The organism is Kribbella sp. VKM Ac-2566, from assembly GCF_004366005.1.
Lineage (GTDB): Bacteria > Actinomycetota > Actinomycetes > Propionibacteriales > Kribbellaceae > Kribbella > Kribbella pratensis.
This window is the reverse complement of record NZ_SODT01000009.1, coordinates 730,433-747,508: the sequence shown is the minus strand read 5'-3', so window position 1 is coordinate 747,508 and position 17,076 is coordinate 730,433. Positions and strand designations below refer to the sequence as shown.

The window sequence follows — 17,076 nt, the reverse complement described above, 5'->3', positions numbered from 1 at the left end:
GCCGCCGGGTGTTCACCCGACTGACGTAGCGTGGAAGAACAGGCTCGATCGGTGGAGGTGGCATGGCCCGGACCCCGTTGCTCGGTTCCCGGACGCTCGACCGTCAGACGGCCCGCACGCTGCCGCCCGGGCCGAAGCTGCCGACCCTCGCGCAGACTGTGCTGTTCGCGAGTCACCGCAGGACGTTCTTCCCGCGGATGCGGGACAAGTACGGCGACGTGTTCACGATCCGCCTCGTGCCGTCGAGTCGGGTGTGCGTCGTGCTGAGTCGCCCCGATCACATCCGGGAGGTGTTCGGCAGCCCGCCGTCGGTGATGCACGCCGGCGAGGGGAACATGGTGCTGGAGCCGATCATGGGTTCGCACTCGTTGCTGCTGCTCGACGACGAGGACCACGTGCGGATGCGGAAGCAGTTGATGCCCGCGTTCTCCGGCGCGGCCTTGCGCGGGTACGCCGCGATGGTGCTCGAACTCGCCCAGGCCGAAGTGGCGAAATGGCCCGTGGGGAAGCCGTTCAAGGTGCACCAGCGGATGCGGAACCTGACGCTGGAGATCATCCTGCAGGTGATCTTCGGCGTCACCGACGCCGACCGGCTGAACACGCTGCGCCCGTTGCTGGACAAGATCGTGTCGGTGTCGCCGGTGATCATGCTCGGTGGGTTCTACCCGCCGCTGCTCCGGGTGCGGCCGTGGAAGACCTACCTGGACACGCAGAAGCAGGTCGACGAGATCCTGTACGACGAGATCGCCGCCCGCCGCGAGACGTTCGCCGGACGCAACGACGTACTCTCGCGGTTGCTTGCTGCGGGCAACTGGTCGGACGTGGAGCTGCGCGATCAGCTGGTGACGCTGCTACTGGCCGGGCACGAGACGACGGCGACCGCGCTGGCGTGGGCCTTCCACGAACTGGCGCGCCGGCCGGCCGATCTGGAGTTCGGTCAACGCGCCGCCGACACCGGCTCCGACGACGAACTCGAAGCGATCGTCAAGGAAGCGCTGCGGCTGCATCCGGTCGTGTACCAGGTCGGCCGGCGCCTCACCGAGACCACCGACCTCGCCGGCTACCGGCTGCCCCGCGGTACGACGATCATGGCCGCGATCGGCCTGGTCCACCGCGACGCCGAACACTTCCCGCAGCCGCAGGAGTTCCGCCCGCAACGCTTCCTGTCCGACGATCCGCCCGCGCCCGGCACCTGGATGCCGTTCGGCGGCGGGGCCCGGCGGTGTATCGGCGCCGGATTCTCCCTGATGGAAGCCACCGAGATCCTCCGCGCCGCCGTCGGCGCCTACAACTTCCAGGCCCCGCACCCCGAACCCGAACCGGCCCAGGCCAAGAACGTCACCCTGGTCCCCCGCCACGGCGCCGAGATCCTCGTCACCCGCAGGTAGGTCAGTCCTCCAGGTCGCCGACGTCTCCCAGGTCGACGTCGCGGTAGTTCTCGAGGTCGGACTCGTCGTCGTCCTCGAGTTCGAACCCGTCGTCGTCCACCACGTGGACGGCGGCTTCCTCGGCGCCGGCGGCGGCGCCGTCGATGCCGACGTCCTCGGCGAACAGCTCGCTGTCGTCGTCGCTGTGTGCACCCTCGTCGGAGGCGACCAGGCGGCCGGAGCGCTCGGTGCCGACCTGCGGGCCGCCGACGTCCTCACCGTCCTCGGCGTACGGGTCGGCGTCCGGGACCTCCTGGGCGATCCGCTGGTCCAGCGTCTCGCCCTGGAGCGCCTCGTCGGCCGTCGTGCCGAAGCCTTCGCCCGCGGACCACTTCTCCGGCGGCGAGTACCCCTCGTCGAGCAGGTCGTCCACGCCGCGGTCGTTGAGCGTGTCCTCCGCCTGCAGCTGATCCTCGTCGTCCACGGAGTAGCTGCCGTAGTCCTCACGGTTGTTGTCGGTCATGAGGCAACACTGAACCGCAAGGCGCCGATGAATCAAGCTGGCGCACCCATCCCGCAGAATGGGGCGCGTGGATCCGGTCAGGTTGACGTTGGACCAGTTGCGGGAGCTGCGCGACGACATCGCACCGCAGGCCGCGCGGCGGTCCCGTGCCTCGATCCGCCGGCGGATCGAACGCTGGCGCAGCCGGGTCTTCTTCATCGCCCAGTGCGCACTCGCCGCCGGAGTCGCCTGGGCGATCGCGCGGTATGTCGTCGGTCACAAGCAGCCGTTCTTCGCCCCGGTCGCCGCGATGGTCTGCCTCGGCTTCAGCTTCGGCCAGCGTCTCCGCCGGGTCGCCGAGGTGATGGTCGGGGTGGCGGTCGGGGTCGGCGTCGGCGACCTGTTCGTGAAGGTTTTCGGGACCGGCGTACTCCAACTCGTCTTCGTCATCGCGCTCGCGATGAGCGTCGCCGTACTGCTCGGCGCCGGGAACCTGATGACCACCCAGGCCGGCGTCCAGGCGGCGATCGTCACCACGCTGCTGCCCAACCCCGGCGCCGGCTTCAGCCGCTGGCAGGACGCGGCGCTCGGCGGGCTGGTCGCGCTGGCGGCCGCCACGATCGCGCCGGCCGCTGCCATCAGGCGTCCTCGACAACAGGCGTCCGGCGTGCTGAACGAGCTGGCAGAGATCCTGATCGAGACCGCCGACGGCCTGCGCGATCGCGACGAGGAGGCCGTCACCGACGCTCTCCGCCGGGCCCGCGCGAGCGAGTCCCGGCTCGACGACCTGCGCAGCGCCGCCGAGGAAGGGGTCGCGGTCGTCCGGCTGTCCCCGTTCCGCCGCCGGCACCGCGGGCGGGTCCAGGAGATCGCCGATCTCGTCGTACCGCTGGACCGGGCGATCCGGAACACCCGGGTCCTGGTCCGCCGGTGCGCGGTGTCGGTGTGGCGCGACGAGCGGATGCCCGACGAGTACCCGGCGCTGCTCGAACGCCTGGCCGACGGCACCCGCCTGATCGGCGAGTCCCTGTTCGAACCGGCCGCCGACGTCGCCGCGCACCGCGTGCTGGGCGAACTGGGCCGTCGTACGGCGGACATGCCGCTGCCGATCGGACTGTCCGCGGTCGTCGTCCTCGGTCAGCTGCGCTCCACGATCATCGACCTGCTCGAACTGACCGGGACCTCGTACGACGACGCCCGGAAGCTCGTCCCCCTGCGGCTGGACGGACTCGACGAGAAGTAGTGACTCAGGTCACATCGCGGATTCCCGTCATACCTTCAGGCCCTCGGCGTCTCACTGGCATGACGATCCACCGACTGATGACCACGATGGCCACCGAGCAGGTCCGCCAACTCGAGGACCTGTTGGCCGTCGACAGCACCCAGACCACAGACGACCGGACCGACGCCGCCGCCGAGCACTGAGGCGCCAGCCGGACGAACGGACCCGGGCGGCGCACCCGGACGGTCTGGCCCACCGAGCCAGACCGCACGGAAGTCGCACATCAAACGCAGAGGCGCCCCAGTGCGAGGCGCCCCCGGATCCGTTACCGGTGCACCGCCACAGAGGTGCACCTCACCACCCGCCGACCGTCCTGACACCGTTTGCGCGAGGTTCAGGCCGGTCGGCGGGTGGTTTCATTTGCTGGTAGCCACCGTGATCTCGGTGGTCACCGAGTTCGCGATGAAGCACTCCCGGTGCGCGAGGTGGTGCATCCGCTCGAGCGTCTCGGCGTCCGGCTCGGCGCCGTTCCAGACGATCTTCGGGTTCAGTGTCACCTCGGTGATCGCCAGCCGGCCGTCCGCGTTCTTCGCCATCACACCGACCGCGTGGTCGTCGTACGCGTCGACCACCATCCGTTTCCGGGCCGCGATCGCCAGGAACGTCAGCATGTGGCAGGACGACAGCGCCGCCACGAACGCTTCCTCCGGGTCGACCGGGCCCGGGTTGCCCAGGTACTTCGGGTTCGCCGAGCCCGGCACCGTGATGCCGCCGTCGAAGCGCCACTCGTGGTCGCGGTCGTAGGTGTCATAGGTGAACTCGTGCTCACCACGGCTCCAGCTCACGTCAACCACATGCTCCGACATCCGCACATCACCTTCCGACGACATCTCCACGGCACCACTTCGGTGCTGTCACAGGATTGCATCGTACGGCGGTGTGCCCGGGCAGCTCGGCGACGAAGTCGCTGTCGTACCGCGCGGCCATGCCCGCGACCGGCCAGTCAGTCGTCACGACCTGCGCGCCGCTGGCCAAGGCGATCCCGAGCCGGGTGTAGTCCTTGTCGCGGATCGTCGCCATCGGCTCGTCCGACCGGGTCCGGATCAGGTAGCCCTTCGACACCAGCCGCTGGATCTCCGCCTGGTTCGCGCCCCGCGGGTCGTTCACCTGCGTGATCGCCGCGTCCGGCTCGCCCTCGGGACCCCGGGTGAAGACCGCCCGGCCCTCGAGGTTCTGGTGACCGGTCCGGTACAGGTCGCGGATCGCGCCCGGGCCGCCGTTGTCGAAGTAGAACAGCACCTGGCCGCGGGCCTCGTCCAGCGTCGGCCAGCCCTTGGTCAGGACCGACTGCTCGAGCGTCAGACCGGGCTTGCGGACGTCGTCCGGCGTCAGCAACTCCTTCTCGGAGAACACCGACCGGATCTCTTGGTCAACACCCTCCAGATTGGCCGCGTCCCACGGCGGCGACTGGACGCCGCCGGCCGCGACCACCTTCGGGTCGGACTGCTTGAGCTCGAGGTTGATCGTGATCGGCACGTGGTTCGGGTGCTGGTCGGACCACAACTTCACCTGCTGCAGGCACAGGACGAACGTGTCGCAGGTGGTGTTGTAGTCGAAGTCCGGGACGTGCATGACCTTGATCCCGGGACGAGCCATCGCCGGGTCGGTGAGCGGCCCCTGCCCGGTCAGCTTCCGGATCAGCGGGTACGTGTACAGGCCGCCGGCCGGATCCGGAAGCAGGTCGAGTTCGAGCGTGCGGACGTTCTGGTCCGCGAGCTGCTGCGTGATCGGCGCGTGCGAGTACCAGAGGTCGACCGAACCGGGGTTCTGGGCCTGCTGGACCTTCTGCTCGGCCGGGCTGAGCTCGCGGTGGTACGAGTTGTGCGACCCGATCATCTGGACCTGGTTGAACCGCAGGCCCGAGCCGTTCTCGGCGGACGCGGAGTTCTCCCGGGTGAGCGCCGTACCGGCGACCCCGGAGGCGGCCAGCGCGACGGATGCGAGGCCGACGACGGCGGATTTGTTGATGCGCATACGAGTTACCCCTCCTCATGACCAACTGTCGGCAATCTGTCACAAAGAGGTGGCAACGGTGTCCCTCGAAGCGTGGACAATGGGTGAATGGTGACTTCGGGGGCCTATCCGCTGCGCCGGACGCCGACCCAGGACCGGGCGAGCCGGCAGGTCGAGCGGATCCTGGACGCGGCCTGTGCCGAGGTGGTCGAACGCGGGTACGACGCGGCGTCGACGAGCGGGATCGCGAAGCGGGCCGAGATCGCGGTCGGCAGCGTGTACCGGTACTTCCCGGACAAGCGCAGCCTGATCCAGGCGATCGAGCGGCGGAACCAGGCCCGCTACACCGACGCGGTGCGCGAGCGGCTGGCCGGCGTGACGAACTGGCGAGCGGCGGTCGACGTCACGCTGGAGACGTTCCGTGAGATGCACCGGACCGACCCTGGCTTCAAGGCGGTCGTGCTGAGCGGGCTCGGCGATCCGGAGCTGGAGTCGAAGCCGGGCGAGTTCGACGACCAGCACGCCGGCGAGTTCGCGGAGCTGCTGGCTGCGCGCTTCGGCGCGCGGGACTCGCGGGACTTCCGCCTGGCCGTGACGCTCAGCATCACGATGGGCGAGGCGCTGGCGCATCTCGCAGACCGGCTTTCCGCGGACGAGGCGGACTACGTTCTGGATCAGGGCCGGCCGGTGCTCTACAACCTGCTCGCCCCGCATCTTCCTGCTTGAGCCGGAGAGGAGGCTCAAGCAGGTGAACCGTCAGGCCGCCGTGGCGGAGAACGGCCCCAGGGTCGGCCAGTGGCTGACCCGGCCGGCCAGGCGGGCCCGGCGGGGCGTCCGGACGTCGTACGCGACGATCACCCGGTCGCCCTTGGCGTAAGTAATACGGCTCCCGACCGGGAACTTGCGAGCGACCTCGTACGGTCCCTCACCCCGGCGGGTGTAGTACTCGACGATGACCTCGGTGTAGATCGCCGGGGCACCGCTCTGCAGTTGGCCGCGGACCGGGCCACGCACCCGGATCACTCGTCCCGCGGTCTTCTCTTCCGTGCCGGTGGGGAGTTCGTTACGCCGCAGACCGGCCAGAACCTCGGTCACGATGAAGGTCGCGACCACCAGCACCAGGCCGAACCCACCGAGTACAACGATCGTCAACATGGCACTCACCCCCGACGCGTCGCCCGCGAGCGACGCGGTCGTTTGTCGAAACTGCCCTTGCGCGGCGTTTGCCGCTCATCCGGTGAGACGCCACCGGATTCCACTTGGTTCCAGGTAAGTACAAAAACCTTTCTACAGGACCATAGTAGAGTCCGGTGGAGCGGTGTTTCTAGAGGTAGAGTTGACCTGAAGTTGTCAGTTTCCGCCCATTCCGAACTGGTACTGCGGCGGAACCGGCCGTTGTGTGCCAAGTGCCTCCTCCGCGGCCAGCCAGTAGTCGGTGAGCGGGTTCGCACCCTCCCGAACCGTGGCGAGCTGGATCCCTGCAGCGAGCAGGTCGTGCGCTGTGGCCGGGTCACCGGTCTCCAGTGCGTGCCGGACACGCAGCAGCTGGATCCGCGGGTCGTCAGGCGCGTGCTCGAGCATCCGCTCCGCCCGCTGCACGTCGGTGTCCAGCGCGGCCGCGACCGCCTCCACGACCAGCGGCACCAGGTCGGGCAGGAGCTCGACGGCGCGCTCGTAGTACTCCAGCCCTCCCGTGACCAGACCGAGGTTGCGTAGCGCCCACGCGTTCTCCCCAGACTCCCGCCACGCCTCGATCGCACCGTCGACGTCACCGTCGTAGTGCCGCGCGACGCCCCGGTGGTACCAGACGAGCCAGTTGTCCTCGGCCGCTTCCAGCAGGTCCCGCCACGCCACCAGAGTCCCGTCCGGTACGGCGTCAACCGCCGGCAGCTGCCCGTCGAGCAACGGCAGCCACGCCTGCTCGCGGGACGTCATCGTGTCCTCGCTGAACGGCGTACCGTCCGAGACGCTCCAACCGGTCCGCTTGAGCTCCAGCGCACCCCACCCTGATCCGACCGCGAGCCGCTCGACCGGCGCAGCATCAACAACCCCCAACCACGCCTGCTCCCTCCCACGCAGCCCATCAAGCAACGGTTCCAGCGCTGCTGCTCCCCCGGCGCGTGCTGTCTTCCAGTCCTGGGAGTGCGCAACACCGGCGTCCATCGAGAGACGTCCATACGCCTCCAGCCAGTGCCATGAAGTCCCGGCAGGCAGCTTCAGGTGCTCCATCTGTGTGCGCGCGAGCCCGGCCTGAATCTCGGCGTACCCATCGCCCTCCAGCCCGGGCGACAGCCACTCCTGCCACCGGTGTCCACCGTCGCCCTGGCCCCAGACGAAGAGCTTGCGTCCCTGCAGCCGTTCAGTCGACGCCTGCACGAGGCCGTTGCCGGAGCCGTCCACGGACGCGATCCACGAGCGTTCGTCCGGCAGCGGTTCGAAGAAGTAGTCGATGGCGCGCGGGTGCCGCATCGGATAGGTCAGATCCGTAGTCACGTCGACCAGGTCCAGTCGGCTGCCGTACCCGAACTGCCAGGCCTGGTCCGCGGGTACGAGGACGCGGCGGTCCGGCGACTGCGGTACTGCGATGTTCGACCACCAGTACGCCGGGACCTCGGCGTCGGACGGGTTCTGCAGCCGTACGCCGACGTACAGGAACTCCGAGTCCTCCGGCAGCCAGAAGTCGAGTTGGGTGACGAGGTTGCGGGTGCGTTCGAGCTCCCACAGCCGCAGGACCGGCGTACCGTCCGGGCCTTCGACGCGGGCGGCGTGCATCGGTGCGCAGGTCCCGGTCCAGTGGCCGGTGCTTCCGACGTTCCACTCGACGCCGCCTGCGAACCAGGCGTTGCGCAGCGCGAGGTTCGCGGGCTGGAAGACCGGGTTGCAGTAGAGCAGCTCGGTCCCCTTGTGGACGAGCGAGTACAACCTTCCACCGAGGCTGGGCAGAACGGTCGCACGGACGTGGTCGTTCTCCAGCACCAGAGCAGGCAGCGCTGTCTCCACGAGGGTGCGGTCGTAGCCGTCCTGGTTCAGGCACGGCAGCGGGCTGTGCAGGCGCCCGTACTCGATGTTCTCCCGCAGGTCGGCGGGGAGCTCGGCGATGTTCTCGACGTGGTGCGGCTCGCGCTGGGTCCGGAGCGGTGCGAGCGGGTTCTCCGGACCGATCGAAGCTGCAGGAAGTACGACGTTTTGAACAGAAAGGATCGTCACTGCCCCATGATCCCAAGTGCGCTATACATGTCGCCATGGACGCTGATGTGATCGTCGTCGGGGCGGGGCTGGCCGGACTGGCCGCGACCGCCGAACTGGCCGACGCGGGCCGGAAGGTACTGCTGCTCGACCAGGAACCCGAAGCGTCGCTCGGCGGCCAGGCGTTCTGGTCGTTCGGCGGCCTGTTCTTCGTCGACTCTCCCGAACAACGCCGGATGGGCATCAAGGACTCCCACGGGCTGGCGATGCAGGACTGGTTCGGCTCGGCCGGGTTCGACCGGCTGGACGACGAGGACAAGTGGGCGCGGCAGTGGGCGGAGGCGTACGTCGACTGGGCGGCCGGCGAGAAACGTCCGTGGCTGCACGCGCAAGGCGTGCGGTTCTTCCCGGTCGTCGGCTGGGCCGAGCGGGGCGGGTACAACGCGGACGGCCACGGGAACTCGGTGCCGCGCTTCCACATCACGTGGGGCACCGGTCCGGGCCTGGTCGCGCCGTTCGAGCGCCGGGTGCGAGAGGCCGTCGGGAAGGGGCTCGTCGAGTTCCGGTTCCGGCACCGGGTGGACGAGCTGACGGTGACGGGCGGTGTGGTCGACGGCGTCGCGGGCAAGGTGCTCGAGCCCAGCGACGTACTGCGTGGCGTGTCGAGCTCGCGGACCGAGGTCGGCGACTTCCAGCTGACCGCGCAGGCGGTGATCGTCACGTCCGGCGGGATCGGCGGCAACCACGACCTGGTCCGCTCGCAGTGGCCGAAGCGGATGGGCGAGCCGCCGAAGCGGATGATCAGCGGCGTACCGGCGCATGTGGACGGGCGGATGCTCGCGATCACCGAGCGGGCCGGCGGCCGCTACGTGAACCGCGACCGGATGTGGCACTACACCGAAGGCATCCAGAACTGGGACCCGATCTGGCCGATGCACGGCATCCGGATCCTGCCCGGGCCGTCGTCGCTGTGGTTCGATGCCACCGGCAAGCGGCTGCCGGTGCCGCTGTTCCCCGGGTTCGACACGCTGGGGACGCTCGAGCACATCATGACGACCGGGTACGACTACACGTGGTTCGTGCTGACCCAGAAGATCATCGAGAAGGAGTTCGCGCTCTCCGGCCAGGAGCAGAACCCGGACCTGACCAACAAGGACGTCAGGGGCGTACTCGGCCGGGCCCGCGGAGGAGCAACGGCACCCGTACAGGCGTTCATGGACAAGGGCGCCGACTTCGTTGTCCGCGGCAACCTTCCGGACCTGGTCCGGGGGATGAACGACCTGACCGGCGACAACCTGATCAAGCTCGACGACCTCGAGCGGCAGATCGTCGCGCGGGACCGGGAGCTGACCAACACGTTCACCAAGGACCTGCAGATCACCGCGCTGCGTGGGGCCCGCAACTACCGTGGCGACAAGCTGATCCGGGTCGCGTCGCCGCACCGGATCCTCGACCCGAAGGCCGGCCCGCTGATCGCCGTACGGCTGAACATCCTGACCCGCAAGTCCCTCGGCGGTCTGCAGACCGATCTGGAGTCGCGCGTACTGCGTACCGACGGCACCCCACTCCCCGGTGTCTACGCCGCCGGTGAGGTCGCCGGCTTCGGTGGCGGCGGCGTCCACGGCTACCGATCGCTCGAAGGCACCTTCGTCGGCGGTTGCCTGTTCACCGGCCGTACGGCGGGACGCGCAGCCGCGAAAGCGGTGTCCTGAGAGTGGCCGACGTGATCTACCGGCACCGGCCGGTGTCGCGCCGAATGTGGCTGCTGCCGGTGGTGCTCTGGGTTCTGGCGACCACCGGTCTGTTGCTCACGTCCAAGGTCGAGCTCAGCCGCACCCAGGTGGGCCTGGCGATCTTCGGCCCAGCTGGGGTGTTCGGCATCTGGCTGCTCAGTCTGGCGATGCTCACCTGGCGCGGCACCGTGACCGTGACCCGGGAACGGCTGCGAGTGGGGACGGACCAGATCCCGCTGGCGGCGATCGACCGCGACTGGGTACAGCTGCTCGCGACCAGGGCCGACCCGGAGCGTGCCGCCCGCGTCGGGGCCCCGGAGATCGCCCCCGAAAGGCTGGCCGACAAGCGCCGCGGGCGCTTGCTCGGCGGTTCGTACGGCGCGACCGGGGCGGACGACCTCGTCACCCTCGACATTCGCAACGACCGCACAGGAGGGCTCGAAAGAGTCTGCATTCCCGCGCGCGACTGGCGCGGTCTTGTGATCGGACTGGTCACGGCAGTCGACCAGCGCGAGTAGTACCTGACGCCAGGTCGGTAGGGCGAGCTATAGGTCGTCAGCCCATACCCGGCGAAGGAGGCGGCTTCTAACGTGACGGCATGCGCCGCTTCCTCGCCTTGTCCGCCGCTGTCCTGCTGCTCTCGGGTCTCATGACTACGCCGGCGAATGCCCATCGACCGGTGCGCGTTCCGGGTGCCGAGTATCAACAGGTCGCCCATCTGGACGACCTGACCACGGCCGGCACGGTCGCGTCGGGTCACACGAATCCCGCGGACTACGCGGGCCTCACGCACTCGGGTCTGCCGCAGCAGTCCGGCGTACCGGGGGTGCAGGTCGACGGGTACTTCCCGGACAACTCGCACACCAACACCAACCACGGGTGGAACCACGACTCGCAGTTCGTGATCCGGCTGCCGCGGACATGGAACGGCGGACTCGTCGTGTCCGGATCACCCGGCGTGCGAGCGCAGTACGCGAACGACAAGGCGATCTCGGACTACGTGCTCTCACTGGGATACGCGTACGCCGCGACCGACAAGGGCAACACCGGCGCCGCGTTCTACACCGACGGGCTACGTCCCGGCGATGCGATCGTCGAATGGAACGTCCGTACGACGCAACTCGCGCGAGCCGCCCGCGCCACGGTCTCGCAGCACTACGGTCACCCGGCACGCGAGGTGATCGCCGCGGGGATCTCGAACGGCGGCTACCTGGTCCGTTGGCAACTCGAGAACCACCCCGAACTCTTCACCCGCGGCGTAGACCTCGAAGGCACGCTGTGGACGGCCGACGGACCGAACCTCCTCACGTACTTGCCTCCGGCCATCAAGGGCTACGAGCGGCACGACCCGGCTGCGATCGTCGCGGCGGGTTTCGATCCGCGCTCGGACTTCCTCTGGGACTACCACTACACGGTCTACTGGAAGCTGACCCAGCGCATCTACGCGGCCGAGCTCGACCCGACGTACACCGGCAGCGAAGCCGACTACGACTACGCCCAGCGGCCCGAGGCGCACCGGGCGATCAAGCGGATCGCGCTCACCGGCAAGGTCAAGAAGCCGCTCATCACCATCCAGGGCACGTACGACAGTCTGCTCCCGATCACCCAGGATTCCGACGTGTACGCCGAGATGGCCCGCGGCACCGGCCTGCACACGTACCAGCGGGTCGAGGCAGGCAACCACGTCGACGGCCTCGTCGACACCTACCCCGACCAACTGGTCCCACTCGTCCCCCTGCTGCAGAAGGCAATCAGAACACCATCGTGAGGAGGTCGGCGAACAGTTCCTGTTCGTCGACGTCCAGCCCGCGGTTCGTGAACCACGCGGCCATGTTGTGGCAGTCGCGGAGCAGGAAGTCCATGCCCTTCGGGTTGCCGACGATGTCGACCACCTGCGGCAGGTCGATCATCACGATGCGCTCCCCCTGGGCGAGGACGTTGTACGGCGAGAGGTCGCCGTGCGCCAGCCCGGCCCGGGCCAGCTCACGCATCCCGCCGCGGAGTTGCTCGAAGTACTGACCGAGCAGTTCCTTCGACGGGCGGACCTGGGCGAGCCGTGGCGCGGCACCGCCCTCACCGTCGTCGATGAACTCCATCAGCAGCTCGGTGCCGTCCACCTGGACGGGGTACGGCACCGGGACGCCGGCTTTCCACAACCGGTTGAGGGCGTCCCACTCGGCGTACGCCCACTGCCCGGCCGCGACACTGCGGCCGTGCGCGGTCTTCTTGTGCATCGCCCGGCTGTCGCGGCTGTTGCGGGTACGGCGTCCTTCGACGTACGACGTACTGCGGTGGAAGGACCGGTGCTCCTCGGTGCGGTACCGCTTCGCGGCCAGCAGCGAGGATTTCGCCGGGTTGTCGCCGATGGCTTCGACGGCCCGTTCGACCAGGAAGACGTCGGCTTCCTTACCGGTTTTGAGGACGCCGAGCTCGGTATCGATCGCGGCCTGTTCCGTCACCACCCACTCCGGGCGGGGATCAGGCCCGCGAGAGCCGCGCTCGACGTCCAGCCAGGTGGACCACCGCTGATCCGGTCCCAGTTCCTCGTCCACGGAGTGGAACTTGAAGACGAAGGCGTCGGACGGATCCGGTTGGGACTCGTCACGGGCCAGATCTGCCCAGCGCGAGTCGAGGTCGGAGAAATCAGATGTGAGTTCGTACTCTGCAGACAACGGGTGTGCTCCTGAACAAAGAAGGTGAACTGACGCGGACATGCCGCAGCACAGTGATGGCCATCCGTCAGCCCTCCTTAGTCCAGGCAGCGTTCGCCGCCGCTCGGTCAACCCAGGATGCCCGCCCGCTCCGGGCCCCGCAACGTATTTACCGGAACTGCGATCGCGCAGTCGGGCGCAGGCGCAGCTCCTGCACCGGTTTCGCAGACCGGCAGACCAGTTCGGGGAGCACCCGCTGCTGCCAGACGCGCGAGTCGGCGAGCCGCCGGCGATGGTCGTCGTACGCCGTGTCGTCGGCGAACCGCGCGAACCAGGCGAGCACCACCTCGTCCCGCAACGGCAGCTGCGGGAAGTTGTTCTCGGCAACCAAACTCTGGAGGACCGCGACCGGCGCGGCCCCGGTCGCGGTGAGCACGGGCGCGACCTGATCGGTGAAGAACTCGACGAACCCGTCGTCCTCGGCACCGCGATGGTAGACCGCGCCACCGACCACCGAAGTCGCAGGCTCGTCCGGTCGCGGCGCGTCGAGCGCCGGGTAGCCGGCCTCGAGGCGGACAGGCTTCAGTAGCAGGGCGTTGTCCGAGTCGATCATCGTCGCGTTCGCCGCCGCGGCGTGCGCGCGCCAGACCGGGCCGTAGTAGAACGCGTTCAGCGCGTCCGCCCGCGCGGGCAGATCGCGGAATCCGCGGATCCAGACGAACCGATCCGGGTCGTCCAGATCGCGGAACTGACCGACGATGTGCATACCGGTCTGTTCCTGCCCCTCCACGAGGTAGGTGTCGAAGACTTCGATCAGGTCGTCCCGTTGGCCGGGGCGCAGCGTGTACTGGCGCAGGTCGACGACGGCGCAACACTCGTTCATGAATGCGAGCAAACCACTGAAACCTGACAGTTACTGTCAGGCGACAAGCGTTTCAAGCACCCGTAACAGTCGGGTACTTGAAAGCTCGGGCCGAGTTTGATCTGGTGGAGCTAGTGGTTCAGCCCCTGCCACCGAGCATGTACGACGACACGACGAGGTATCTCCCGTGACGATCGCAACTGCAGAACGCACCAAGCAGACCATCGCCGACGCCACCCACGAGCTGCTGCTCGAGGCGGACAGGGTCCCGGATCCCCGGCACCAGGCGTGCCTCGACGAGGTCGTCCTCCTGAACGCGCCGGTGGCGAGATCGATCGCCTCGCGGTACCGCAGCAAGGGCGTCGACGCCGACGATCTCGAGCAGGTCGCGTACCTCGGCCTGGTGAAGGCCGTCAACGGCTACAAACTGGAGGCGTCGACGGCGTTCCTGTCGTACGCCGTACCGACGATCCGCGGTGAGCTGAAACGGTACTTCCGGGACTGCGCCTGGACGATCCGGCCGCCGCGCCGGGTCCAGGAGATGCAGGGCAACATCGCCGCCGCGGAGCCTGAGCTGATCCAGCGGCTCGGTCACGTGCCGACCGACGAGGAGACCGCGGAGGCGCTCGGCACCGATCCGTCCGAGGTCGCCGAGGCCGTCTCGGTCCGCGGCTGCTTCAGCACGCTCTCGCTGGACGCGCCCGGTACGTCGGACGGCGGGACGAGCCTGCTGGAGACGGTCGCCGACGCCGAGGACGGCTACGACCTGGTCGAGAACGTCCACACCCTGACACCGGCGGTCGCGAACCTCGGTGAGCGGGACAAGCGCATCCTCCAGCTCCGGTTCTGCAACGGCTTCACCCAGGAGGAGATCGGCCAGGAACTCGGTGTCAGCCAGATGCAGGTCTCCCGCCTGCTCCGCGGCATCCTCGAAACCCTCCGCGCCGAACTGGCCGTGCAACGGGGCCCGAGCGGCGGCTGATTCGGGTAGCGTCGCCTTCGTGGACTTCGAGGAGGCGGCCGATGCGGTCTATGCGGCGCCGGCGGCCGACTTCATTGCTACTCGCAACGAGCTGGCCAAGCAGCTGAAGGCCGACGGCGACGCGATCGGGTCGACCCGGCTGAAGGCACTGCGCAAGCCGACGGTCGCGGCCTGGCTCGCGAACCTGGTGGCCCGCAAGCTGCCCGACGAGCTGGACGACCTGCTCGCGCTCGGCGACGAGTTCCGGGAGGCGACTGCCGATCTCGACGGCGAGCGGCTGCGGGAGCTGACGCCGAAGCGTCACCGGCTCCTGGACAAGCTGTCCAAGGAAGCCGCCCGGCTGGCCGCCAAGGAGGGCCAGAAAGTCAGCGCGGACGTCGGCCAGAAGCTGCGCGAGACGCTGGATGCCGCGCTGGTGGATCCGGCCGCGGGCGACGCCGTACGCGAGGGCCGGTTGAGCAGCGCGCTGCGGCACGTCGGCTTCGGCGTCGTCGACGAGAACGGCGAACCGTCCAACGTCACCCCGCTCACCGACGAACGCCGCCAGGCCGCCCGCGACCGGCGGAAGGCCCAACGAGCGGAGACCGAGACCGCCGAGGAAGAGCGCGCGGCAGCCAAGCGCAAGCAGGCGGAGGAGGACGAACGCGAGGCGGCGGAGCGCGCCCTGGCCAAACAGGCGTTCGAGGAGGCAGTCGCGGCCGCCCAGGCCGCTGAGGCGAGGGTCGAGGAGCTGGACACCCAGCTCGACAACGCCCGCGAGGCACTCTCCGAGGCCCAGGCCCGGGTCCACAGCATCGGCGCCGAACTCGACGAGGCCCGCCGAGCCGCCCGCGACGCCCAGAAGGAGAGCCGCGAGGCCCGGAAGCGCTACAACCGGCTCTGAACTGGGTACCGGCCGGGGCGACCAGGAGTACCGGAAGGAGCTGGCGATGGCACGGGCGATCTGGAGCGGGTACATCAACTTCGGACTGGTCTCGGTACCGGTCGGGATGTACAGCGCGACCAAGGAACACGAGATCGACTTCCACCAGTTCCAGAAGGGCACCTCGGACCGGATCCGGTACAAGCGCGTGAACGAACGCACCGGCCGCGAGGTCCCGTACGACAAGATCGTGAAGGGTCACGACGTCGGCGGCGGCGAGTACGTGATCGTCGAGCCCGAGGAGCTCGACGACATCGCGCCGGGCAAGTCCCGCTCGCTGGAGATCGACACGTTCGTGGATCTGGACGAGATCGACCCGATGCACTTCCAGAAGAGCTACTACCTCGGCCCGTCCGATGCCGAGAACGCCTCGTCGTACGCCTTGCTGCGCGACGCGCTGGCGAAGACGAACCGCGCCGGGATCGCGAAGTTCGTGATGCGCGGCAAGGAGTACCTGGCGACGATCCGGGCCGACGAGAAGGTCCTCGTGCTCGAGACCATGTTCTTCGCCGACGAGATCCGCGACCCGGACGAGGAGCTCGGCGATCTGCCGCGCAAGGCCGGCGCCGGCAAGCAGTTGTCGATGGCGGTCGACCTGATCGAGGCGATGAGCGGCGAGTGGAAGCCGGCGTCGTACCAGGACACCTACACCGAGCGGGTCAAGGAACTGGTCAAGACCAAGCATCAGGGCAAGGAGGTCGTCTACTCCGAGGAGGAGCCGCAGGCGACGAACCCGACCGACCTGGTCGCCGCCCTGCGCGCCAGCGTCGAGGAGGCCCGCAAGGCCCGCGGAGCGAAGAAGAAGACCACGACAAAGAAGACGACAGCCAAGAAGACCGCGGCGAAGAAGACCGCGGCCAAGAAGACCAGCCGGAGCAAGAAGGCTGCCTAGTTGTTGCTGTTGCCCAGGAGGTAGCGGCCGGGGTTGGCCGGTGCGCCGGCGTCCAGCCAGCGGTTGAAGCCGTCGGGGTTGCGGCGCTCGAACTCGTCGAGGCAGATCCGGCGCACCTCGGCGACCGCCTGCCGGTCGCGCGGATCGGCGCCCTGGGTCAGCTGAGTGGCGGTCTCGGACCAGACTCCGCAGAGCTCCTCGATGGAGAGCGGACACTGCAGCGACGCGATCAGCTGCTCGTCCGCCGCAAGCTGCGTCTCGGTCAGACGGACCAGTTTGCGCTGCCTACGCGACGGGCGCAGGCGCGGGACCCGATCGGGTACGGCGAGATCGATCAGCACGAACAGTGCGGCCAGGATCAGCGCCGACACCAGCCCGAGTGCGCCCCACGCGAGCAACCGCACCAGGCCCGGCAGGCACAACACCGCTGCGGCGGCCGCGCCCGCGACCAGGGCCGCCGAGCTGTACGGCGCATCGTCCGTCACGTGCCGCACCACCGCAGCCAGCGGCCAGACCAGCACGAACACCACGAGCAGCAGGAGCGACGCGGCGAGCGGACCGAGCAGGAGGACGCCCGCAAGCGCGCCGGCTGTCCCGACTCCGAGACCGGCCGCGATCCCCACCCGCCGTACCCAGGAAAGCTGCATCACCAAGGCTCACTCACCGTCACCACACCCCACAGAGTCCCCCTCCCCGCTAGAACGAACAACCCCCAAGCGCGGTTCCCCGGGCGCCGGAGGACGA

18 protein-coding genes are annotated in these 17,076 nt (G+C 68.8%); 10 read left to right on the top strand and 8 right to left on the bottom strand.

Annotated elements, in window-relative coordinates; translation table 11 throughout:
• Positions 1-62: 62 nt before the first annotated feature.
• Positions 63-1,388, top strand: a complete 1,326-nt coding sequence (locus tag EV647_RS15045; protein WP_134003151.1) for a cytochrome P450 — start codon at positions 63-65, stop codon at positions 1,386-1,388.
• A gap of 1 nt (position 1,389) precedes the next feature.
• Here the strand turns inward: EV647_RS15045 and EV647_RS15040 are convergent, their stop codons facing one another.
• Positions 1,390-1,890 carry a DUF5709 domain-containing protein gene (locus EV647_RS15040; RefSeq protein ID WP_134003149.1) on the bottom strand — a complete coding sequence of 167 codons (501 nt, stop codon included), beginning with the start codon at positions 1,888-1,890 and terminating at the stop codon, positions 1,390-1,392.
• Positions 1,891-1,957: 67 nt separating this feature from the next.
• Between EV647_RS15040 and EV647_RS15035 the strand changes: the two genes are divergently transcribed.
• Both EV647_RS15035 and EV647_RS43385 read left to right on the top strand, forming a co-directional pair.
• Entirely contained in the window at positions 1,958-3,112 is a 1,155-nt protein-coding gene (locus EV647_RS15035) for an aromatic acid exporter family protein (RefSeq protein WP_238177220.1), read from the top strand.
• Positions 3,113-3,171: 59 nt separating this feature from the next.
• Entirely contained in the window at positions 3,172-3,294 is a 123-nt protein-coding gene (locus tag EV647_RS43385; RefSeq protein WP_255517825.1) for a hypothetical protein, read from the top strand.
• Positions 3,295-3,507: 213 nt separating this feature from the next.
• On the opposite strand, the gene EV647_RS15030 is transcribed toward EV647_RS43385, so the two are convergent.
• Both EV647_RS15030 and EV647_RS15025 read right to left on the bottom strand, forming a co-directional pair.
• The gene (locus EV647_RS15030) at positions 3,508-3,957 is read right to left on the bottom strand and encodes an OsmC family protein (RefSeq protein WP_134003145.1); all 450 of its coding nucleotides are present in this window, start codon (positions 3,955-3,957) and stop codon (positions 3,508-3,510) included.
• Between the two features lie 7 nt (positions 3,958-3,964).
• Entirely contained in the window at positions 3,965-5,125 is a 1,161-nt protein-coding gene (locus tag EV647_RS15025) for a phosphatidylinositol-specific phospholipase C1-like protein (RefSeq protein ID WP_134003143.1), read from the bottom strand.
• An 87-nt stretch (positions 5,126-5,212) separates the two neighbouring features.
• Here EV647_RS15025 and EV647_RS15020 point away from each other — a divergent pair, with 87 nt between their 5' ends.
• A complete protein-coding gene (locus EV647_RS15020) occupies positions 5,213-5,830 on the top strand; it encodes a TetR/AcrR family transcriptional regulator (protein ID WP_134003141.1) in 618 nt (205 codons plus the stop codon).
• A 30-nt stretch (positions 5,831-5,860) separates the two neighbouring features.
• Here EV647_RS15020 and EV647_RS15015 read toward each other — a convergent pair whose 3' ends face one another.
• Positions 5,861-6,259: a DUF3592 domain-containing protein gene (locus EV647_RS15015; protein WP_238157114.1), complete on the bottom strand. Its 399-nt coding sequence runs from the start codon at positions 6,257-6,259 to the stop codon at positions 5,861-5,863.
• 195 nt (positions 6,260-6,454) lie between these two features.
• On the bottom strand, positions 6,455-8,311 hold the full coding sequence (locus EV647_RS15010) for a DUF5107 domain-containing protein (protein ID WP_134003139.1): 1,857 nt from the start codon (positions 8,309-8,311) through the stop codon (positions 6,455-6,457).
• A 35-nt stretch (positions 8,312-8,346) separates the two neighbouring features.
• Between EV647_RS15010 and EV647_RS15005 the strand changes: the two genes are divergently transcribed.
• The 3 genes from EV647_RS15005 (at position 8,347) to EV647_RS14995 (ending at position 11,791) form a co-directional block, all read left to right on the top strand.
• Positions 8,347-10,002 carry an FAD-binding dehydrogenase gene (locus EV647_RS15005; RefSeq protein WP_134003137.1) on the top strand — a complete coding sequence of 552 codons (1,656 nt, stop codon included), beginning with the start codon at positions 8,347-8,349 and terminating at the stop codon, positions 10,000-10,002.
• A gap of 2 nt (positions 10,003-10,004) precedes the next feature.
• Positions 10,005-10,541: a DUF3093 family protein gene (locus tag EV647_RS15000; protein ID WP_134003136.1), complete on the top strand. Its 537-nt coding sequence runs from the start codon at positions 10,005-10,007 to the stop codon at positions 10,539-10,541.
• Between the two features lie 80 nt (positions 10,542-10,621).
• Complete coding sequence (locus EV647_RS14995; protein ID WP_134003134.1) at positions 10,622-11,791, top strand: prolyl oligopeptidase family serine peptidase; 1,170 nt, start codon at positions 10,622-10,624, stop codon at positions 11,789-11,791.
• Here the strand turns inward: EV647_RS14995 and EV647_RS14990 are convergent.
• Positions 11,775-12,695, bottom strand: coding sequence for a serine protein kinase RIO (locus tag EV647_RS14990; RefSeq protein WP_238177219.1), 921 nt, complete (start codon positions 12,693-12,695; stop codon positions 11,775-11,777). The two genes, EV647_RS14995 and EV647_RS14990, sit on opposite strands and share 17 nt — an antisense overlap.
• Positions 12,696-12,843: 148 nt before the next feature.
• Positions 12,844-13,557 carry an NIPSNAP family protein gene (locus tag EV647_RS14985; RefSeq protein ID WP_134003130.1) on the bottom strand — a complete coding sequence of 238 codons (714 nt, stop codon included), beginning with the start codon at positions 13,555-13,557 and terminating at the stop codon, positions 12,844-12,846.
• A 166-nt stretch (positions 13,558-13,723) separates the two neighbouring features.
• On the opposite strand from EV647_RS14985, the gene EV647_RS14980 reads away from it, so the two are divergent.
• The 3 genes from EV647_RS14980 to EV647_RS14970 are packed head-to-tail and all read left to right on the top strand — an operon-like array spanning position 13,724 to position 16,332.
• Positions 13,724-14,518: a sigma-70 family RNA polymerase sigma factor gene (locus EV647_RS14980; protein WP_238175477.1), complete on the top strand. Its 795-nt coding sequence runs from the start codon at positions 13,724-13,726 to the stop codon at positions 14,516-14,518.
• Between the two features lie 19 nt (positions 14,519-14,537).
• A complete protein-coding gene (locus tag EV647_RS14975) occupies positions 14,538-15,401 on the top strand; it encodes a hypothetical protein (protein WP_134003128.1) in 864 nt (287 codons plus the stop codon).
• Positions 15,402-15,447: 46 nt separating this feature from the next.
• Positions 15,448-16,332, top strand: a complete 885-nt coding sequence (locus tag EV647_RS14970; RefSeq protein ID WP_134003126.1) for a Ku protein — start codon at positions 15,448-15,450, stop codon at positions 16,330-16,332.
• Here EV647_RS14970 and EV647_RS14965 read toward each other — a convergent pair.
• Complete coding sequence (locus tag EV647_RS14965) at positions 16,329-16,979, bottom strand: hypothetical protein (RefSeq protein WP_134003124.1); 651 nt, start codon at positions 16,977-16,979, stop codon at positions 16,329-16,331. The genes EV647_RS14970 and EV647_RS14965 overlap by 4 nt on opposite strands.
• Positions 16,980-17,076: the final 97 nt, after the last annotated feature.